Below are 14,894 nucleotides of genomic sequence, written 5' to 3' on the forward strand. Positions count from 1 at the left end.
GATGTGGCGCAGCGGATCCTGGTGCTTGGTGCCAGCGGCTATATTGGACAACGACTGGTCGAAGCGCTCAGCCAGCAAGGTCATCAGATCAAAGCGGTCGCGAGAAACTTAACTCGCCTGCAAAAGCAGCAACTGCCGGGCGTAAGCTGCCATCGCGTTGATCTCTGGTGGCCGCAGGAGTTGCCCGCGTTACTGCGCGATGTCGATACGCTCTACTATCTGGTGCACAGCATGGGCGAAAGCGGCAATTTCGTCGCCCATGAGCGGCAAATCGCGCTGAATGTGCGCGATGCGCTGCAGGGGTCGTCGGTTAAGCAGGTTATCTTTCTCAGTTCGTTACAGGCGAAGGGCGAAACGAATTCCGACCACCTGCTGGCCCGGCAATACACCGGCGATCTGCTGCGTGCGGCGGGCATTCCCGTTACCGAATTACGCGCCGGCATCATTGTTGGTGCAGGTTCCGCCGCCTTCGAAGTGATGCGCGACATGGTATTTAACCTGCCGGTGTTAACGCCACCGCGCTGGGTGCGCTCGCGCACCACGCCGATTGCGCTGGAAAACTTGCTGCACTATCTGGTCGAACTGCTTCAGCACCCCGCGCAGGAACACCGGGTGTTTGAGGCCGCCGGGCCGGAAGTATTGAGCTACCAGCAGCAGTTCGATCACTTTATGCGCGTCAGCGGCGTTCATCGCCCGCTGATCCCGATCCCCCTCCCCACCCGACTGATTTCCGTCTGGTTTTTACACCTCATCACTTCTGTGCCGCCGACCATCGCCAAAGCGTTAATTCAGGGCTTAAAGCACGATTTGCTGGCAGATGATACCGAATTGCGCCGCCTGATCCCGCAGACCCTGATCCCGTTTGACGACGCGGTGCGCCGCACCCTGCAGGAGGAGGAAAAACTGGTTAACTCCAGCGACTGGGGTTACGACCCGCAGGCGTTTTCCCGCTGGCGTCCGCAATATGGTTACTACCCAAAGCAAGCGGGTTACACAGTGAAAACCGCTGCCAGCCTGAGCGCATTATGGGAAGTGGTTAACCGCATCGGTGGTAATGAGCGCTACTTCTTCGGCAACATTCTGTGGCAAACCCGCGCGGCGCTTGATCATTTAATTGGCCACAAATTGCCGCATGGTCGACCTGCGCGCCCGTTTTTGCAAACCGGTGACGCGGTAGACAGCTGGAAAGTGATCATCGTCGAGCCCGAGCAGCAACTGGCGCTGCTGTTTGGTATGAAAGCACCAGGGCTGGGACGGCTCAGCTTTACGCTGACCGATAAAGGCGATCACCGGCTGCTGGATGTCCGCGCATGGTGGCATCCGCACGGTATGCCGGGGCTGTGGTACTGGTTATTGATGTTCCCGGCGCATCTGTTTATTTTTCGCGGCATGGCGCAGCGTATTGCCCATCTGGCAGAACAAAATAGAGAAAAAGTCTGAGCTTAACCGCTTTTCTTTTCGTCATCCCATTGCATCAGAGCGTAATTCACGGAAGAATGCCCGCGATAAAGCCTTTTCAACACAATGGATCGATATGAAAGTACTGGTCACGGGCGCAACCAGCGGTTTAGGCCGAAACGCGGTCGAGTATTTGCGGCAAAAAGGAATTAGCGTCAGGGCCACTGGTCGTAACGAAGCCATGGGCAAGTTACTCAGTAAAATGGGCGCTGAATTTGTGCACGCCGATCTGACCGAACTGGTCTCCTCGCAGGCAAAAGTGATGCTTGCCGGGATCGACACGCTGTGGCACTGCTCAAGTTTCACGTCGCCGTGGGGCACGCAGGAAGCGTTTGATCTGGCAAATGTGCGCGCGACTCGCCGTCTCGGTGAGTGGGCCGTCGCCTGGGGCGTGCGCAACTTTATTCATATCTCCTCCCCTTCGCTCTATTTTGACTATCACCACCATCGCGATATCAGCGAAGACTTTCGCCCGGTGCGTTTCGCCAATGAATTTGCCCGCAGCAAAGCGGCCGGTGAACAGGTGATCGACCTGCTGGCGCAGGCGAACCCGAATACCCGTTTCACCATTTTGCGCCCGCAAAGCCTGTTTGGTCCGCACGATAAAGTCTTTATTCCACGTCTGGCGCAGATGATGCACCACTACCGCAGCGTGTTGCTGCCGCGCGGCGGCGATGCGCTGGTGGATATGACCTATTACGAAAACGCAGTGCAGGCAATGTGGCTTGCCAGCCAGCCTCAGTGCGATAAGCTGCCTTCCGGGCGGGCGTACAACATAACCAACGGCGAGCCGCGCTCGCTGCGCAGCATCGTGCAGACATTAATTGATGAACTGGGTATTCACTGCCGGATTCGCTCGGTGCCTTATGCGATGCTGGATATGGTAGCGCGCAGCATGGAGCATTTCGGCGATAAACGCGCCAAAGAGCCTGCGTTCACCCATTATGGCGTGTCGAAGCTCAACTTTGATTTCACGCTGGATATCAGCCGCGCCCAGCAGGAACTGGGCTATACGCCGATTGTGACGCTGGATGAAGGCATCAAACGCACGGCGTACTGGTTAAAAGACCACGGCAAACTGCATCGCTGAATGATTTAAAACGGGCCGGATTTGACGTCAGAAATTTTCTGCCCGCTTTTATCGATGTAGAACCACTCCCCGCCGACCAGCGCGGTATGCTCGCCATCCTTTTGCGGTTTGCAGCCGTTACACACCAGCGCTCTGCCCTCTTTAAACTGCCAGCCGTAATCGAACTGTGGCGCGATGCGGTTGCGGAAATTGTCGTCCCAGTAGCCCACTTTGCCGTTCTGGCGCGAGCGCACCAGCCCTTCAACAAACCAGTCCGGCCCATTATCAAAATGCACAACGGAAAGGTAGCTGTCCGGCGAACGCACATAGTAATCGGCATCCATCAACCCGGCGGCGCGCATATAGTCATACAGACCGACCCACGACATGCCCTCGACATCACGGGTTTTTGCAAACAGCGCAGGCAGGAATCTGAGCTTGCCCTCTTTCACTTCAACGCACTTATCGAGCTTTTCCACGTTATCCGTGGATTTATCCCAGTAAGCACAGCTGAACACCGTCACCGGGTTTGGCGCGGCATGGGCAGAAAAAGCCGCCATCAGCAGCGCGCCTGATATGATGCGAAACCTCATCTCCATTGACCTCGTCATAAAAAAGCAGTGGGAATTACCCCGCCTGGCCATATTTTTCCAGTAATGCCTCGGCAATCGCCTGGCTTTCAGCGTCAGCAATGCCGTTCCACAGCCCCGGACGGAAATGCATTTGAAACGCCATGATGACCCGTTTTTGCTCTGCGGGCGACATCTGCGGTTTCACGTCGTAACCGTACCGCGCCAGTAAATCAAGCAAGGAAGCCGTATCTACCGGTTCATGCGCCGAACGACCATTCAGGTAAAACGCGACACGCTGCGCATCCGGCCAGGCGCCAATCCCCTGGGAGAACAGCGTTTGCCACGGGAACAACGGGCCAGGATCGTCTTTACGCTGCGGCGCGATATCCGCATGTGCTACCACATTCTGCGGTGCAATGTGGTAGCGCGAGATTATATCTTTTACCAGAGGAATCAATGCATTAATTTGCGCGGGCGCAAAAGGTGCGAATTGTTTTCCGCCAGAAGTACGTTGCCAGCCGCGATTTTCCAGTTCAATGCCGATGGAGGTGTCGTTGATGCGTGTTGCGCCACGCCAGAAACTCGCCCCTGCATGCCAGGCTAACTCCTGCTCTGGCACCAGTTGCCAGATCCGCGGTTTACCGTGATGCAGCGGGGGATCCGCCGGGATCAGGTAATGGGCGCTCACCTGCTTATCCGTAAGCGTTGCCAGCGACACATCAAAATCATCGGCGGTGTAGTGAATAACCAGCACTTTAATACGCGGATACGCCGCCTGCGCCTGCCGCCGGGTATCAAGCTGATAACCGTCTTTATCAATGATGCCTTTTTCACTGGCGCAACCTGCGAGCAGCAGCGCCAGCAGCAGTAACGCGATGTTTTTCATGTCCGCGTTTTCACCGCCGTACCGCTGACGCACACCATTAGCATACTGCCGTCCTTGCCCACCGTTTCGTAATCAACATCAATGCCGACCACCGCATTTGCACCCAGTGCTTTAGCCTGCTCGCCGAGTTCGCGAAATGCGATATCGCGCGCCTTGCGTAGCTCTTTTTCATAAGCGCCGGAGCGGCCACCGACGATATCGCGGATGCCGGCAAAGAAGTCACGAAAAATATTCGCCCCGAGAATCGCTTCCCCGGTCACGACCCCGCAGTACTCGACAATCGGTTGCCCTTCCAGCGTCGGTGTGGTTGAAAACTGCATCGGTTTCTCCTTTTAACGTTCAATGCGTTACACCACACATTATCAGATCAATACACTATTCTTGAAAGGTCGTGACTTCTGAAGAGAAATAAGGAAATCAATATGCGCTATTCAGTTTTGACTCTCGCCTTGCCATGCGCGCTGCTGTTAAGCGCCTGCACCACGGTAACCCCGGCATTTAAGGATACGGGCGCGCGTGTTGGCCCGTGTGTGGAAGGCGGCCCGGATTCCGTAGCACAGCAATTTTATGACTACCGCATCGCGCACCCCGGTAACGACTGGACTGCGCTGCGACCCTATCTGAGCGATGATCTGAGCAAAATGCTCACCGCCGCCAGCCGAGATTCGCGCAATGCCACACTTTTAAAAGCGGATCCGTTCTCCAGTCGCAACGTCACCCCTGAAAAGGCTGACGTCGCCAGTGCATCGACCATTCCGAATACCGATGCACGGAATATTCCGCTGCGCGTCACGCTCACCAAAGGTGACCAAAGCTGGCGGGATGAAGTGCTGATGATCCGCGAAGGCCAGTGCTGGGCAGTAGACGACGTGCGCTATCTCGGCGGCACCGTTCATGCCCCCGCCGGAACGCTACGTCAGTCGGTAGAACATCGGTGATTATTTCATGCCGCAATAGATAACCCCCGTAAAATGTCTGGCATTCCGCGGTGAATGCCGACATTTATGCCTGGTTCCCGCACCGCTCGGTATTTTGTGCTAACTTTATGTAGGAAGTTGGTTTATTTTTAAGTTTTAACGCACAAATATTGCATAACTATTCTGTCAACGTTACTATTTGCGGCCTCAATTGCTATCAGACTGCTTCGATGAGTATTAAATTAAACAGCATCAATTGCTTTTATGGCGCACACCAGGCGCTGTTCGATATCACGCTGGATTGCCCGCAAGGGGAAACACTGGTGCTGCTCGGCCCAAGCGGTGCGGGTAAAAGTTCGCTGTTGCGCGTACTCAACCTGCTCGAAATGCCGCGTTCCGGCCAGTTAAGCATTGCAGGCAATCACTTCGACTTTGCCAAAACCCCGTCTGATAAAGCGATCCGCGAATTGCGCCAGAATGTGGGCATGGTATTTCAGCAATATAATCTCTGGCCGCATCTGACCGTGCTGCAAAATCTGATTGAAGCGCCGTGCCGCGTGCTCGGTTTAAGCAAAGATCAGGCGCTGGCGCGCGCGGAAAAGCTGCTGGAGCGTTTACGTCTTAAACCGTATAGCGACCGTTTTCCGCTACATTTATCCGGTGGTCAGCAGCAGCGCGTCGCTATCGCCCGTGCGCTGATGATGGAGCCGCAGGTGCTGTTGTTTGATGAACCTACCGCCGCGCTCGATCCGGAAATCACCGCGCAAATCGTCAGTATCATTCGTGAGCTGTCGGAAACCGGCATCACGCAAGTTATCGTGACCCACGAAGTGGAAGTGGCGCGTAAAACCGCCAGCCGCGTGGTGTACATGGAAAATGGTCACATTGTTGAGCAAGGGGATGCGGGCTGCTTTGCCGCGCCGCAGACCGACGCGTTTAAATATTACCTATCTCACTGAAGAATCGGGATTAATGACAATGAAAAAAGTACTGATTGCCGCGCTACTTGCAAGCGTAAGCCTTACCGCTACAGCAGCCCAGACTATCCGTTTCGCCACCGAAGCGAGCTACCCTCCGTTTGAATCAACCGACGCGAATAATAAAATCGTCGGTTTCGATGTCGATCTGGCTAACGCGTTGTGTAAAGAGATTGATGCGACCTGTACCTTTACCAACCAGGCGTTTGACAGCCTGATCCCGAGCCTGAAATTCCGCCGTTTCGAAGCGGTGATGGCCGGTATGGACATCACCCCGGAACGAGAAAAACAGGTTCTGTTCACCACGCCTTATTACGACAACTCCGCGCTGTTTGTGGGTCAGCAGGGTAAATTCACCAGCATTGACCAGCTGAAAGGCAAACGTGTAGGCGTGCAGAACGGCACCACCCACCAGAAATTCATTAACGACAAGCACCCGGAAATCACCACCGTTCCTTACGACAGCTACCAGAACGCGCGTCTTGATCTGCAAAACGGCCGTATTGATGCCGTGTTCGGTGACACCGCGGTGGTCACAGAATGGCTGAAAGCGGATGCGAAACTGGCGGCAGTTGGCGATAAAGTAACCGACAAAGAGTACTTTGGTACCGGTCTGGGCATCGCGGTACGCCAGGGCAACACCGATCTGCAGCAGAAATTCAATGCCGCGCTGGAAAAAGTGAAGAAAGATGGGACTTACCAGACCATCTATAACAAATGGTTCCAGAAGTAATCCTTAATGAACGAAATGTTTCCATTAGCAAGCGCCGCCGGGATGACCGTCGGCCTTGCCGTTTGTGCGCTGATCATCGGCCTGATTCTGGCGATGATCTTTGCCGTTTGGGAGTCCGTTAAGTGGCGCCCGATTGCCTGGATTGGCACCGCGCTGGTCACCATACTGCGTGGCTTGCCGGAGATCCTGGTGGTTCTGTTTATCTATTTCGGCTCTTCACAGCTGTTGCTGACGCTCTCTGATGGTTTCACCATTAACCTGGGTGTAGTGCAGATCCCGGTGCAGATGCAGATTGAAAACTTCGACGTTAGCCCGTTTCTGTGCGGTGTGATTGCGCTCTCCCTGCTGTATGCGGCTTACGCCTCGCAAACTTTGCGCGGTGCGTTAAAAGCCGTACCGGACGGGCAGCGGGAATCCGGCCAGGCGCTGGGTTTGTCAAAAGGGGCGATCTTTTTCCGCCTGGTGATGCCGCAAATGTGGCGTCACGCGCTGCCGGGGCTGGGTAACCAGTGGCTGGTACTGCTGAAAGATACCGCGCTGGTATCGCTGATTAGCGTGAACGATTTGATGCTGCAAACTAAAAGCATTGCTACCCGTACGCAGGAACCCTTTACCTGGTATATCGTGGCGGCGGTGATTTACCTGGTTATCACACTGTTGAGTCAGTGGATCCTTAAACGCATCGATATGCGCGCGACCCGCTTTGAACGGAGGCCGGAATAATGCTCGAGTTTTTACCAGAGCTGTTCAAAGGCCTGCACACCAGCCTGACGCTCACTGTGGCCTCGTTGATTGTGGCGCTGATCTTATCGCTGCTGTTCACCATTGTGTTAACGCTGAAAACGCCGGTGCTGACACACATTGTGCGCGGTTATATCACGCTGTTCACTGGTACGCCGCTGCTGGTGCAGATCTTCCTGATTTACTACGGCCCAGGGCAGTTCCCGTCGCTGCAAAACTATCCGGTTATCTGGCATCTGCTCTCGGAACCGTGGCTGTGCGCGCTGCTGGCGCTGTCGCTGAACAGCGCGGCGTACACCACACAGCTATTCTATGGCGCGATTCGCGCCATTCCGGACGGGCAGTGGCAATCCTGCGGCGCGCTCGGGATGAGCAAGAAAGACACGCTGGCGATTTTGCTGCCTTATGCATTTAAACGCGCGCTGTCGTCCTACTCCAACGAAGTGGTGCTGGTGTTTAAAAGTACTTCGCTGGCGTACACCATTACGTTGATGGAAGTGATGGGCCACGGTCAGCTTCTGTATGGTCGCACTTATGACGTCACAGTTTTCGGTGCCGCAGGGCTGATTTATCTGGTGGTCAACGGGTTGTTAACGCTGATGATGCGCCTGATTGAGCGTAAAGCGCTGGCATTTGAACGCCGCAACTAATTGCATAAATAGTAAACAAAGGCGAGCTAATGGTTTCATTACTCGCCTTTTTTATTTGAATGAAAATATATTTAAGCATTTTTATTGAATATAAATTCATTTAATGGCATGGTTAGCGTCACGCTTTAGACACGGCAACAACCATAAGATTGACCGACAGGAGTTCGATAATGAAAAAACTGGTACTCGCCGCCCTTCTCGCTTCGTTCGCCGCTGGTGCTTCTGCAGCAGATAAAATTAACTTCGGTGTTTCCGCCACTTATCCGCCATTTGAATCGATGGATGCCAGCAACAAAATCGTCGGCTTTGATATCGATCTGGCAAACGCACTGTGCAAACAGATGCAGGCCGAATGTACGTTTACCAATCACGCCTTCGACAGCCTGATTCCGTCACTGAAATTCAAAAAATATGACGCGGTAATTTCCGGTATGGACATCACCCCGGAACGTAGCAAACAGGTCGCTTTCACCGACCCGTACTACGCTAACTCCGCGCTGGTGATCGCCAAAAAAGATGCCTTTAAATCTTTTGATGATCTGAAAGGCAAACGTATCGGCATGGAAAACGGCACCACGCACCAGAAATACCTGCAGGACAAGCACCCGGAAGTAAAAACCGTGGCTTATGACAGCTATCAGAACGCGATTATTGACCTGAAAAACGGGCGTATCGATGGCGTGTTCGGTGACACCGCCGTGGTCAACGAGTGGCTGAAAACCAACCCGCAGCTGGGCGTAGCGACACCGAAAGTGACCGACCCGCAATACTTCGGCACGGGCCTTGGCATTGCGGTGCGCCCGGATAACAAAGCGCTGCTGGAAAAACTGAACGCCGCGCTGAAAGCGATTAAAGCTGATGGCACTTATCAAAAAATCAGCGATCAGTGGTTCCCGCAGTAATTACCTTTCAGGCCGGGTAGCTCCCGGCCTGTTAACGCAGCGCCCCCGACGTTTCCGTTCCCCGCCCGACACGCTCCATCGCCACCGGAATGCTTTTATAAGCCGGAATACCGCTTTTGGTATCGTGGCTGTCCAGCGGCACCAGGATATTCGCTTCCGGGTAATACGCGCCGACCGAACCCGGTGCCATATCCAGCACCACAATCGTCAGGTTATCCATGCGCCGCGAAGTGGGGTTACCGTCAGGATCGAGCGCGATAATATTCACCTGATCACCGACGCGTAACTGCCGCGTTTCTGCCTCATCGGCATTAATAAACAGGACATCGCGCCGCCCGGTCACTCCGCGATAGCGATCGTTAAGCCCGTACAGCGTAGTGTTGTATTGATCGTGGCTGCGCAAAGTGGTTAATACCAGATCGTGACATTTCAGCGATCGCGGATCTTCGTTAATCCCCTGCATCACTTTGAACTGCGCCAGACCCGAGGGCGTGTTCCATACGCGTTCCGAAGCCGTATTACGCAAACGAAATCCCCCCGGTTTTTTAACCCGCTCGTTGAAATTGCTAAACGCCGGGAAAACCGCTTCGATCGCATCGCGAATAGTGCTGTAGTCGCTGACCATTTTATCCCAGTCCACCACGCTATCCGGCAGAGTTGCTTTCGCCAGCGCGGCCACCAGCGCAGGCTCGGATTTCAGGTGCGGCGAAGCTGGCGTTAAACTCCCGCGCGACGCATGTACCATCGACATCGAATCTTCGACCGTCACGCTCTGCGCGCCCGATGCCTGCATATCCGTTTCCGTGCGCCCTAGCACCGGTAGCAGGTAATTATGTTTGCCTAACAGCAGATGCGAGCGGTTCAGTTTCGTCGCCATATGCACCACCAAATCGAGCTTGCGCATCGCCGGGAAGGTGGTTTGCGGATCGGAAATCGCTTCCGCCAGGTTGCCGCCAAGGCACAAAAGCGCATTCACTTTGCCATCGCGCATCGCCTGGATAGCGGCCACCGCGCCGTGCCCATGTTGCCGTGGCGGCTTGAAACCAAATACCTTTTCAATATTGTCCAGCAACTCGGGATACGGGATCTCAGTAATGCCCACCGTGCGGTCACCCTGCACATTCGAGTGGCCGCGCAGCGGGCAGATGCCCGCCCCTTGCTTACCTATGTTGCCGCGCATCAGCAGCAAGTTGGCAATTTGCTGCACATTCTGCGTACCGTACTGGTGCTGGGTGATCCCCATGCCGTAACAGATAATGGTGCGTTCGGCACTGGCGTACAGCCGGGCGATATTCTGGATCTCTTTGCGCTCCATGCCAGAGACTTTAAGAATGTGTTGCCAGTCGGTCGCGTCGAGATCGGCTTTCAGCGCCTCAAACCCTTGCGTATGCTGGCGAATAAACGCCTCATCAATCACGCCAGGCTCACCTTTCGCCAGCGCCTCTTCGTGCATCGACAGCAGGATTTTCATCACCCCTTTCAGCATCGCCGCGTCACCACCCACCCGCACTTTGTAGTAGGTCGAAGCCAGCTTCGTGGAGCTTAGCGCCAGCATTTCAATCGGGCTTTGTGGCGACGTGAACCGCTCAAGCCCCCTTTCGCGCAGCGGATTGATGGCCACAATCGTCGCGCCGCGTTTTGATACTTCGCGAAGCGTGCCAAGCATTCTGGGGTGGTTGGTTCCAGGGTTGTGGCCGATGCACAACACCAGATCGCAGTGGTCGAAATCTTCCAGTTCCACCGTGCCTTTACCGACCCCAATGGATTCCGGTAAACCCACACTGGTCGGCTCATGGCACATATTGGAGCAGTCCGGGAAGTTATTGGTGCCATATTCGCGGGCAAACAGTTGCCACAGAAAAGCGGCTTCGTTGGAGGCGCGTCCGGAGGTATAAAACTCGACGCTGTTGGGATCGTCGTAGCCGCGCAGAAGTTCGCCAATTTCGCGAAAGGCGGTAGCCCAGTCGATGGGCTGATAGGTATCGCTGGCGGCGTCATACTTCATCGGGTGGGTTAAACGCCCTTCGCCTTCCAGCTCAAACGCGTTCCTGTTCCACAACTCACTGACCGTATGCGCCGCGAAGAATTCCGGCGTCGTGCGTTTACTGGTGGCTTCCCACGACACCGCTTTCGCGCCATTTTCACAAAATTCAAACGACGAGGTATGTTGCGGATCGGGCCACGCGCAGCCGGGGCAGTCGAACCCCTGCGGTTGATTAACTTTGAACAGCGCGATGACGTCCTGTTTCACCGACATTTGCCCGCGCAGTGCATCCGCGACTGCTTTCAGCGCGCCCCAGCCACCTGCCGAACCGCCATACGGCGCGATACCTGTTGTCCGATTTTGATCTTTCATGTTGCCCCATTTTTCTGTGACCAGCGTTGGCTTAAGCCTGGTACAGAAAACGCGGGCTGGAGCGGCATAACAGGAACTTAGTCGCACTAAGTTCTTAAAAAATGTTTCCGCGTTGCGCTGGGATCAGCGTTTAACCAACAGCGTCAACACCTCGTAATGCGCGGTATGCGGGAACATATCGAACAGTTGAACGCGCTCAATGCGATAACCCGGCAGCAGGCGAATATCTTTCGCCATCGAACTGGCGTTACAGCTGGAGTAGATGATGTACGGCGGTGCCATGCGGCTTAAATAGTCGCACAGTGCCGCGCCAATCCCGCGCCGGGGCGGGTTAACCAGCACCAGCACAGGAATATCGTGCGAAGCGGTAGCAAACTGGGTGGAATCCAGCGCCTGGAAATGCAGATTTTGTAAGCCAAGCGCTTGTGCCGATTGCGTAGCGCAGACAATCGCTTCCGGGGCGATTTCAATACCGGTCAGGCGCATCTCCGGCGTTGCGCAGTGCAGACCAAAACCGCCGACGCCGCAAAACAGATCCCACATATGGTTAACCGGCAGCGCCCGAACCCAGTTGCGGGCGGTCGCGTACAACGCGCTGGCAACGGTCGGGTTGGTCTGGAAAAAACTCTGCGGGCGGATCCACAGCGGCACGCCGTTAAAGTTTTCCGCCAGCGCCTGCTGCCCGGTGAGAAAAATCTCCGTCTCACCTTCCATGATCGCCATATGTACCGGCTGGATATTGGCGGAAATCACTTTCAGTTGCGGTAATTGTGCTTGTAACTCAGGCAACGCCGCGCGCAACTGGGCGAGTTTCGCCTCCGAGCGCAGCACAAAGCGCAGCATCATGCCGCCATCCTGCTGGCTTTCAGTCAGCAGCAGGTATTTCAGCTCACCGCGTTTACGCGCCACGTTGTAAGGCGTTAACCCGGCGCGGGCAATAAACGGTTTGAGCGCGGCAAAAACCGGTGCGAAAGTCTGCGGATAGAGCGGGCAGTCGGTGAGATCTTCCGGTGTCCCGTCACGATGCAGCATCCCAAACAGCGGTTTTTCTACGCTGCCGCTGACCACCATTTTGGCTTTATTACGAAAACCCTGCTCCGGGCCACTCACTGGCGAACACCACTCGGCAACAGGCAAGCCGTCCAGCAGCGTGTGGAGATCGTCCATTTTTGCGGTAAGTTGCTGTGAGACCGGTTGTGCTATCCATTGACAGGAACGACAACGACCAGCATCGAAGAGAGCGCACTGCATAGTAAAGCCTTTCATTTTGCGGGGCCGGGATTGTACCACCGTTATTGCAGGCGGAAAAAGCGTCGGCTGGGCGCGGGAACAAACAGCAGGAATAACACCAGCAGATCGGGGAGTTTTTGCATCACTAACGCCTGGAAAATCTCCCGCCGGGAACCACCCGCAATACTGAACAGTTCCGGATAGCCATACCCGAGCGAAGCGGCCCATAAATAACCGGTCGCCACCATTTGCGTGGCGAGGTAAAGCCAGCGCGCCCAACGACGTCCTTTAACCACCGAGAAAGCACAGAGAATTTCGACAAACACTAAAAACAGGCTGCCAAGGAAAACCAGCGTCAGGCTCCAGGTCTGCGCGCTGCGCTGCACAAAATCGAGCAGGCCGCGCCAACCCAGCAAATTCAGTATCATCAATACATCCACACAGCGAATCATAATAATGGCGATGGCCGCCACCTGCACCAGCGCTGGCACATTCAATTTCGCGTGATGAGCGGTTTTCTTGAAGAACCCCAATCCGATGATTTCCCTGTGAAAAATGCCGCGACAAGCGCGGCATCAGCAACACAATTTCACGATTCTAATAAGTTCAGCCTTGTCTTGCACGCTGGATATCACGGATCCGCTGTTTTTCCGCCCGCGCCATTAAATACCAGGCGATAAAACCAACAATCCCGACCACGCCAAGGATAAGTGTCGCCAGCGCGTTGATTTCCGGGTTCACCCCCATGCGCACGCTGGAGAAGACCAGCATCGGCAATGTCGTCGCTCCCGGCCCCGAAACAAAACTGGCGATCACCAGGTCATCCAGCGACAGGGTAAAGGCCAAAAGCCAGCCGGAAACAATCGCCGGCATGATCATTGGCAGCGTGATAACGAAGAACACTTTTAGCGGTGTCGCACCAAGATCCATCGCCGCCTCTTCAATGGAGCGGTCCAGTTCGCGCAGACGCGAGGAGATAACCACGGCAACATAAGCGGTACAGAAGGTCACATGGGCCAGCCAGATAGTGAGCATCCCGCGGTCGGCGGGCCAGCCAATCGCATGGCCGAGCGCCACAAACAGCAGCAGCAGCGACAAGCCGGTGATCACATCCGGCATCACCAACGGTGCCGTTATCATAAAGGCGAAACCGTTTGAGCCACGAAAGCGGCCAAAACGCACCATCACCACCGCCGCGATAGTCCCCAGCACCGCCGCCATTGTCGCCGCACAAGCGGCGATGGTCAGGCTTAACCCCACCGCGCTCATCATGGCGTCGTCGTGAAACAGCTCTCCATACCAGCGCGTCGACCAGCCCGCCCACACGGTCACCAGTCTTGAGCTGTTAAAGGAGTAGATCACCAGCATCAGCATTGGCGCGTACAGGAACGTAAAACCGAGCACGAGGATCAAAATGCGCCACGGAGAGCGCACTACCGGTAAGTTGTTCATGCGTGGTCCTCCCCTTGTTTCTGCTGATGTTTGTGGAACCACATGATCGGCACAATCAGCAACAGCAGCATAATCACCGCCACCGCCGAAGCCACCGGCCAGTCGCGGTTATTAAAGAACTCCTGCCACAACACACGACCGATCATAATGCTGTCCGGGCCACCGAGCAGTTCCGGGATGACAAACTCGCCAACTGCCGGAATGAACACCAGCATCGATCCGGCAATAATCCCGCCTTTGGTCAACGGCACAATCACGCTGAAAAAGGTTTTCAGCGGGCGCGCCCCAAGATCCAGTGAGGCTTCCACCAGTGAATAATCAATACGCGTCAGCGCGGTATAAATCGGCAACACCATAAACGGCAAATAGGCATAAACAATCCCGATATATACCGCGAGATTGGTATGCAGGATCGTCAACGGCTGATCGATAACCCCCAGCCACATCAGGAAGTTATTCAACACGCCGTTATTTTTCAGGATCCCCATCCATGCATACACGCGGATGAGAAACGACGTCCACGACGGCAAAATCACCAGCAGCAGCAGAATATTTCGCGTCGACGGTTTGCTGTGCGCCACAGCCCAGGCCAGCGGATACCCCAGCAGCAGACAACAAAGCGTTGAGATCGCCGCCACCTGTAACGACTGCAGATAGGCTTCAAAATAGAGCGGGTCGTCGGTAAGTTGCAGGAAGTTGCCGATATTCAGCGTGACCGTCAGCTGGCTGTCCGCCCACTCGATAAGATCGGTATACGGCGGGATCTGCCGCGCCATCTCTGCAAGGCTGATTTTGAATACAATCAAAAACGGCAGCAGAAACAGCAAAGTCAGCCAAATATAGGGCAGCGCAATAACCAGTTTGCGCCCGTGACGCATCTGCATGCGCCCCAGCCATAAAGTGAAACCGCCCGGTTTTTCGACGCGGGACGGTGGCTCCAGTGTACTCATC

The 14,894-nt window shown here is 55.1% G+C and carries 16 protein-coding genes; 8 read left to right on the plus strand and 8 right to left on the minus strand.

The genetic code is table 11. The features are described from left to right. Positions 1-3 precede the first annotated feature (3 nt). Both DFO56_RS01730 and DFO56_RS01735 read left to right on the plus strand, forming a co-directional pair. Positions 4-1,440 carry an SDR family oxidoreductase gene (locus DFO56_RS01730; protein ID WP_045506631.1) on the plus strand — a complete coding sequence of 479 codons (1,437 nt, stop codon included), beginning with the start codon at positions 4-6 and terminating at the stop codon, positions 1,438-1,440. A 94-nt stretch (positions 1,441-1,534) separates the two neighbouring features. Continuing rightward, positions 1,535-2,548, plus strand: coding sequence for an NAD(P)-dependent oxidoreductase (locus tag DFO56_RS01735; protein WP_020457205.1), 1,014 nt, complete (start codon positions 1,535-1,537; stop codon positions 2,546-2,548). Between the two features lie 5 nt (positions 2,549-2,553). On the opposite strand, the gene DFO56_RS01740 is transcribed toward DFO56_RS01735, so the two are convergent. The 3 genes from DFO56_RS01740 to DFO56_RS01750 all read right to left on the minus strand — a co-directional run bounded on the left by DFO56_RS01740 (position 2,554) and on the right by DFO56_RS01750 (position 4,305). Continuing rightward, entirely contained in the window at positions 2,554-3,087 is a 534-nt protein-coding gene (locus DFO56_RS01740; RefSeq protein ID WP_233500360.1) for a WG repeat-containing protein, read from the minus strand. Between the two features lie 67 nt (positions 3,088-3,154). Continuing rightward, positions 3,155-3,985 carry an N-acetylmuramoyl-L-alanine amidase gene (locus DFO56_RS01745; RefSeq protein WP_045506628.1) on the minus strand — a complete coding sequence of 277 codons (831 nt, stop codon included), beginning with the start codon at positions 3,983-3,985 and terminating at the stop codon, positions 3,155-3,157. Continuing rightward, on the minus strand, positions 3,982-4,305 hold the full coding sequence (locus tag DFO56_RS01750; protein ID WP_020457202.1) for a heavy metal-binding domain-containing protein: 324 nt from the start codon (positions 4,303-4,305) through the stop codon (positions 3,982-3,984). The genes DFO56_RS01745 and DFO56_RS01750 overlap by 4 nt, the downstream gene beginning before the upstream one ends. Before the next feature lie 102 nt (positions 4,306-4,407). On the opposite strand from DFO56_RS01750, the gene DFO56_RS01755 reads away from it, so the two are divergent. The 6 genes from DFO56_RS01755 (at position 4,408) to artJ (ending at position 8,905) form a co-directional block, all read left to right on the plus strand. Further along, complete coding sequence (locus DFO56_RS01755) at positions 4,408-4,923, plus strand: lipoprotein (RefSeq protein ID WP_020457201.1); 516 nt, start codon at positions 4,408-4,410, stop codon at positions 4,921-4,923. Between the two features lie 209 nt (positions 4,924-5,132). Then, positions 5,133-5,861 carry an arginine ABC transporter ATP-binding protein ArtP gene (gene artP, locus DFO56_RS01760; RefSeq protein ID WP_020457200.1) on the plus strand — a complete coding sequence of 243 codons (729 nt, stop codon included), beginning with the start codon at positions 5,133-5,135 and terminating at the stop codon, positions 5,859-5,861. A gap of 19 nt (positions 5,862-5,880) precedes the next feature. After that, on the plus strand, positions 5,881-6,612 hold the full coding sequence (artI, locus tag DFO56_RS01765; protein ID WP_045506626.1) for an arginine ABC transporter substrate-binding protein ArtI: 732 nt from the start codon (positions 5,881-5,883) through the stop codon (positions 6,610-6,612). Between the two features lie 6 nt (positions 6,613-6,618). Then, the gene (gene artQ, locus DFO56_RS01770; protein WP_045506623.1) at positions 6,619-7,335 is read left to right on the plus strand and encodes an arginine ABC transporter permease ArtQ; all 717 of its coding nucleotides are present in this window, start codon (positions 6,619-6,621) and stop codon (positions 7,333-7,335) included. Beyond that, on the plus strand, positions 7,335-8,003 hold the full coding sequence (gene artM, locus DFO56_RS01775) for an arginine ABC transporter permease ArtM (RefSeq protein WP_017456142.1): 669 nt from the start codon (positions 7,335-7,337) through the stop codon (positions 8,001-8,003). The genes artQ and artM overlap by 1 nt, the downstream gene beginning before the upstream one ends. Before the next feature lie 170 nt (positions 8,004-8,173). Next, positions 8,174-8,905, plus strand: coding sequence for an arginine ABC transporter substrate-binding protein ArtJ (artJ, locus tag DFO56_RS01780; protein WP_020457197.1), 732 nt, complete (start codon positions 8,174-8,176; stop codon positions 8,903-8,905). Positions 8,906-8,936: 31 nt separating this feature from the next. Here the strand turns inward: artJ and DFO56_RS01785 are convergent, their stop codons facing one another. From DFO56_RS01785 to potH, 5 genes are all read right to left on the minus strand, one after another. Next, complete coding sequence (locus tag DFO56_RS01785) at positions 8,937-11,261, minus strand: FdhF/YdeP family oxidoreductase (protein ID WP_045506617.1); 2,325 nt, start codon at positions 11,259-11,261, stop codon at positions 8,937-8,939. A gap of 123 nt (positions 11,262-11,384) precedes the next feature. Next, on the minus strand, positions 11,385-12,512 hold the full coding sequence (rlmC, locus tag DFO56_RS01790) for a 23S rRNA (uracil(747)-C(5))-methyltransferase RlmC (protein ID WP_045506615.1): 1,128 nt from the start codon (positions 12,510-12,512) through the stop codon (positions 11,385-11,387). A 41-nt stretch (positions 12,513-12,553) separates the two neighbouring features. After that, a complete protein-coding gene (locus DFO56_RS01795) occupies positions 12,554-13,024 on the minus strand; it encodes a YbjO family protein (protein ID WP_020457194.1) in 471 nt (156 codons plus the stop codon). Between the two features lie 73 nt (positions 13,025-13,097). Beyond that, a complete protein-coding gene (gene potI, locus DFO56_RS01800) occupies positions 13,098-13,943 on the minus strand; it encodes a putrescine ABC transporter permease PotI (RefSeq protein WP_017456138.1) in 846 nt (281 codons plus the stop codon). Beyond that, a complete protein-coding gene (potH, locus tag DFO56_RS01805) occupies positions 13,940-14,893 on the minus strand; it encodes a putrescine ABC transporter permease PotH (RefSeq protein WP_020457192.1) in 954 nt (317 codons plus the stop codon). Before potH ends, potI begins: the two co-directional genes overlap by 4 nt. Between the last annotated feature and the right edge of the window lies 1 nt (position 14,894).

The sequence above is a fragment of the Kosakonia sp. AG348 genome (assembly GCF_003337365.1).
Classification (GTDB): Bacteria; Pseudomonadota; Gammaproteobacteria; order Enterobacterales; family Enterobacteriaceae; genus Kosakonia.

Excerpts from the sequence above, each read along its gene's own strand:
- rlmC (WP_045506615.1), bottom strand. The coding sequence starts at position 12,512 with ATGCAGTGCGCTCTCTTCGATGCTGGTCGTTGTCGTTCCTGTCAATGG.
- DFO56_RS01740 (WP_233500360.1), bottom strand. The coding sequence starts at position 3,087 with ATGGCGGCTTTTTCTGCCCATGCCGCGCCAAACCCGGTGACGGTGTTC.
- DFO56_RS01755 (WP_020457201.1), top strand. The coding sequence starts at position 4,408 with ATGCGCTATTCAGTTTTGACTCTCGCCTTGCCATGCGCGCTGCTGTTA.
- artP (WP_020457200.1), top strand. The coding sequence starts at position 5,133 with ATGAGTATTAAATTAAACAGCATCAATTGCTTTTATGGCGCACACCAG.
- DFO56_RS01745 (WP_045506628.1), bottom strand. The coding sequence starts at position 3,985 with ATGAAAAACATCGCGTTACTGCTGCTGGCGCTGCTGCTCGCAGGTTGC.
- artM (WP_017456142.1), top strand. The coding sequence starts at position 7,335 with ATGCTCGAGTTTTTACCAGAGCTGTTCAAAGGCCTGCACACCAGCCTG.
- artI (WP_045506626.1), top strand. The coding sequence starts at position 5,881 with ATGAAAAAAGTACTGATTGCCGCGCTACTTGCAAGCGTAAGCCTTACC.
- artJ (WP_020457197.1), top strand. The coding sequence starts at position 8,174 with ATGAAAAAACTGGTACTCGCCGCCCTTCTCGCTTCGTTCGCCGCTGGT.
- DFO56_RS01785 (WP_045506617.1), bottom strand. The coding sequence starts at position 11,261 with ATGAAAGATCAAAATCGGACAACAGGTATCGCGCCGTATGGCGGTTCG.
- artQ (WP_045506623.1), top strand. The coding sequence starts at position 6,619 with ATGAACGAAATGTTTCCATTAGCAAGCGCCGCCGGGATGACCGTCGGC.
- DFO56_RS01735 (WP_020457205.1), top strand. The coding sequence starts at position 1,535 with ATGAAAGTACTGGTCACGGGCGCAACCAGCGGTTTAGGCCGAAACGCG.
- potH (WP_020457192.1), bottom strand. The coding sequence starts at position 14,893 with ATGAGTACACTGGAGCCACCGTCCCGCGTCGAAAAACCGGGCGGTTTC.
- DFO56_RS01750 (WP_020457202.1), bottom strand. The coding sequence starts at position 4,305 with ATGCAGTTTTCAACCACACCGACGCTGGAAGGGCAACCGATTGTCGAG.
- potI (WP_017456138.1), bottom strand. The coding sequence starts at position 13,943 with ATGAACAACTTACCGGTAGTGCGCTCTCCGTGGCGCATTTTGATCCTC.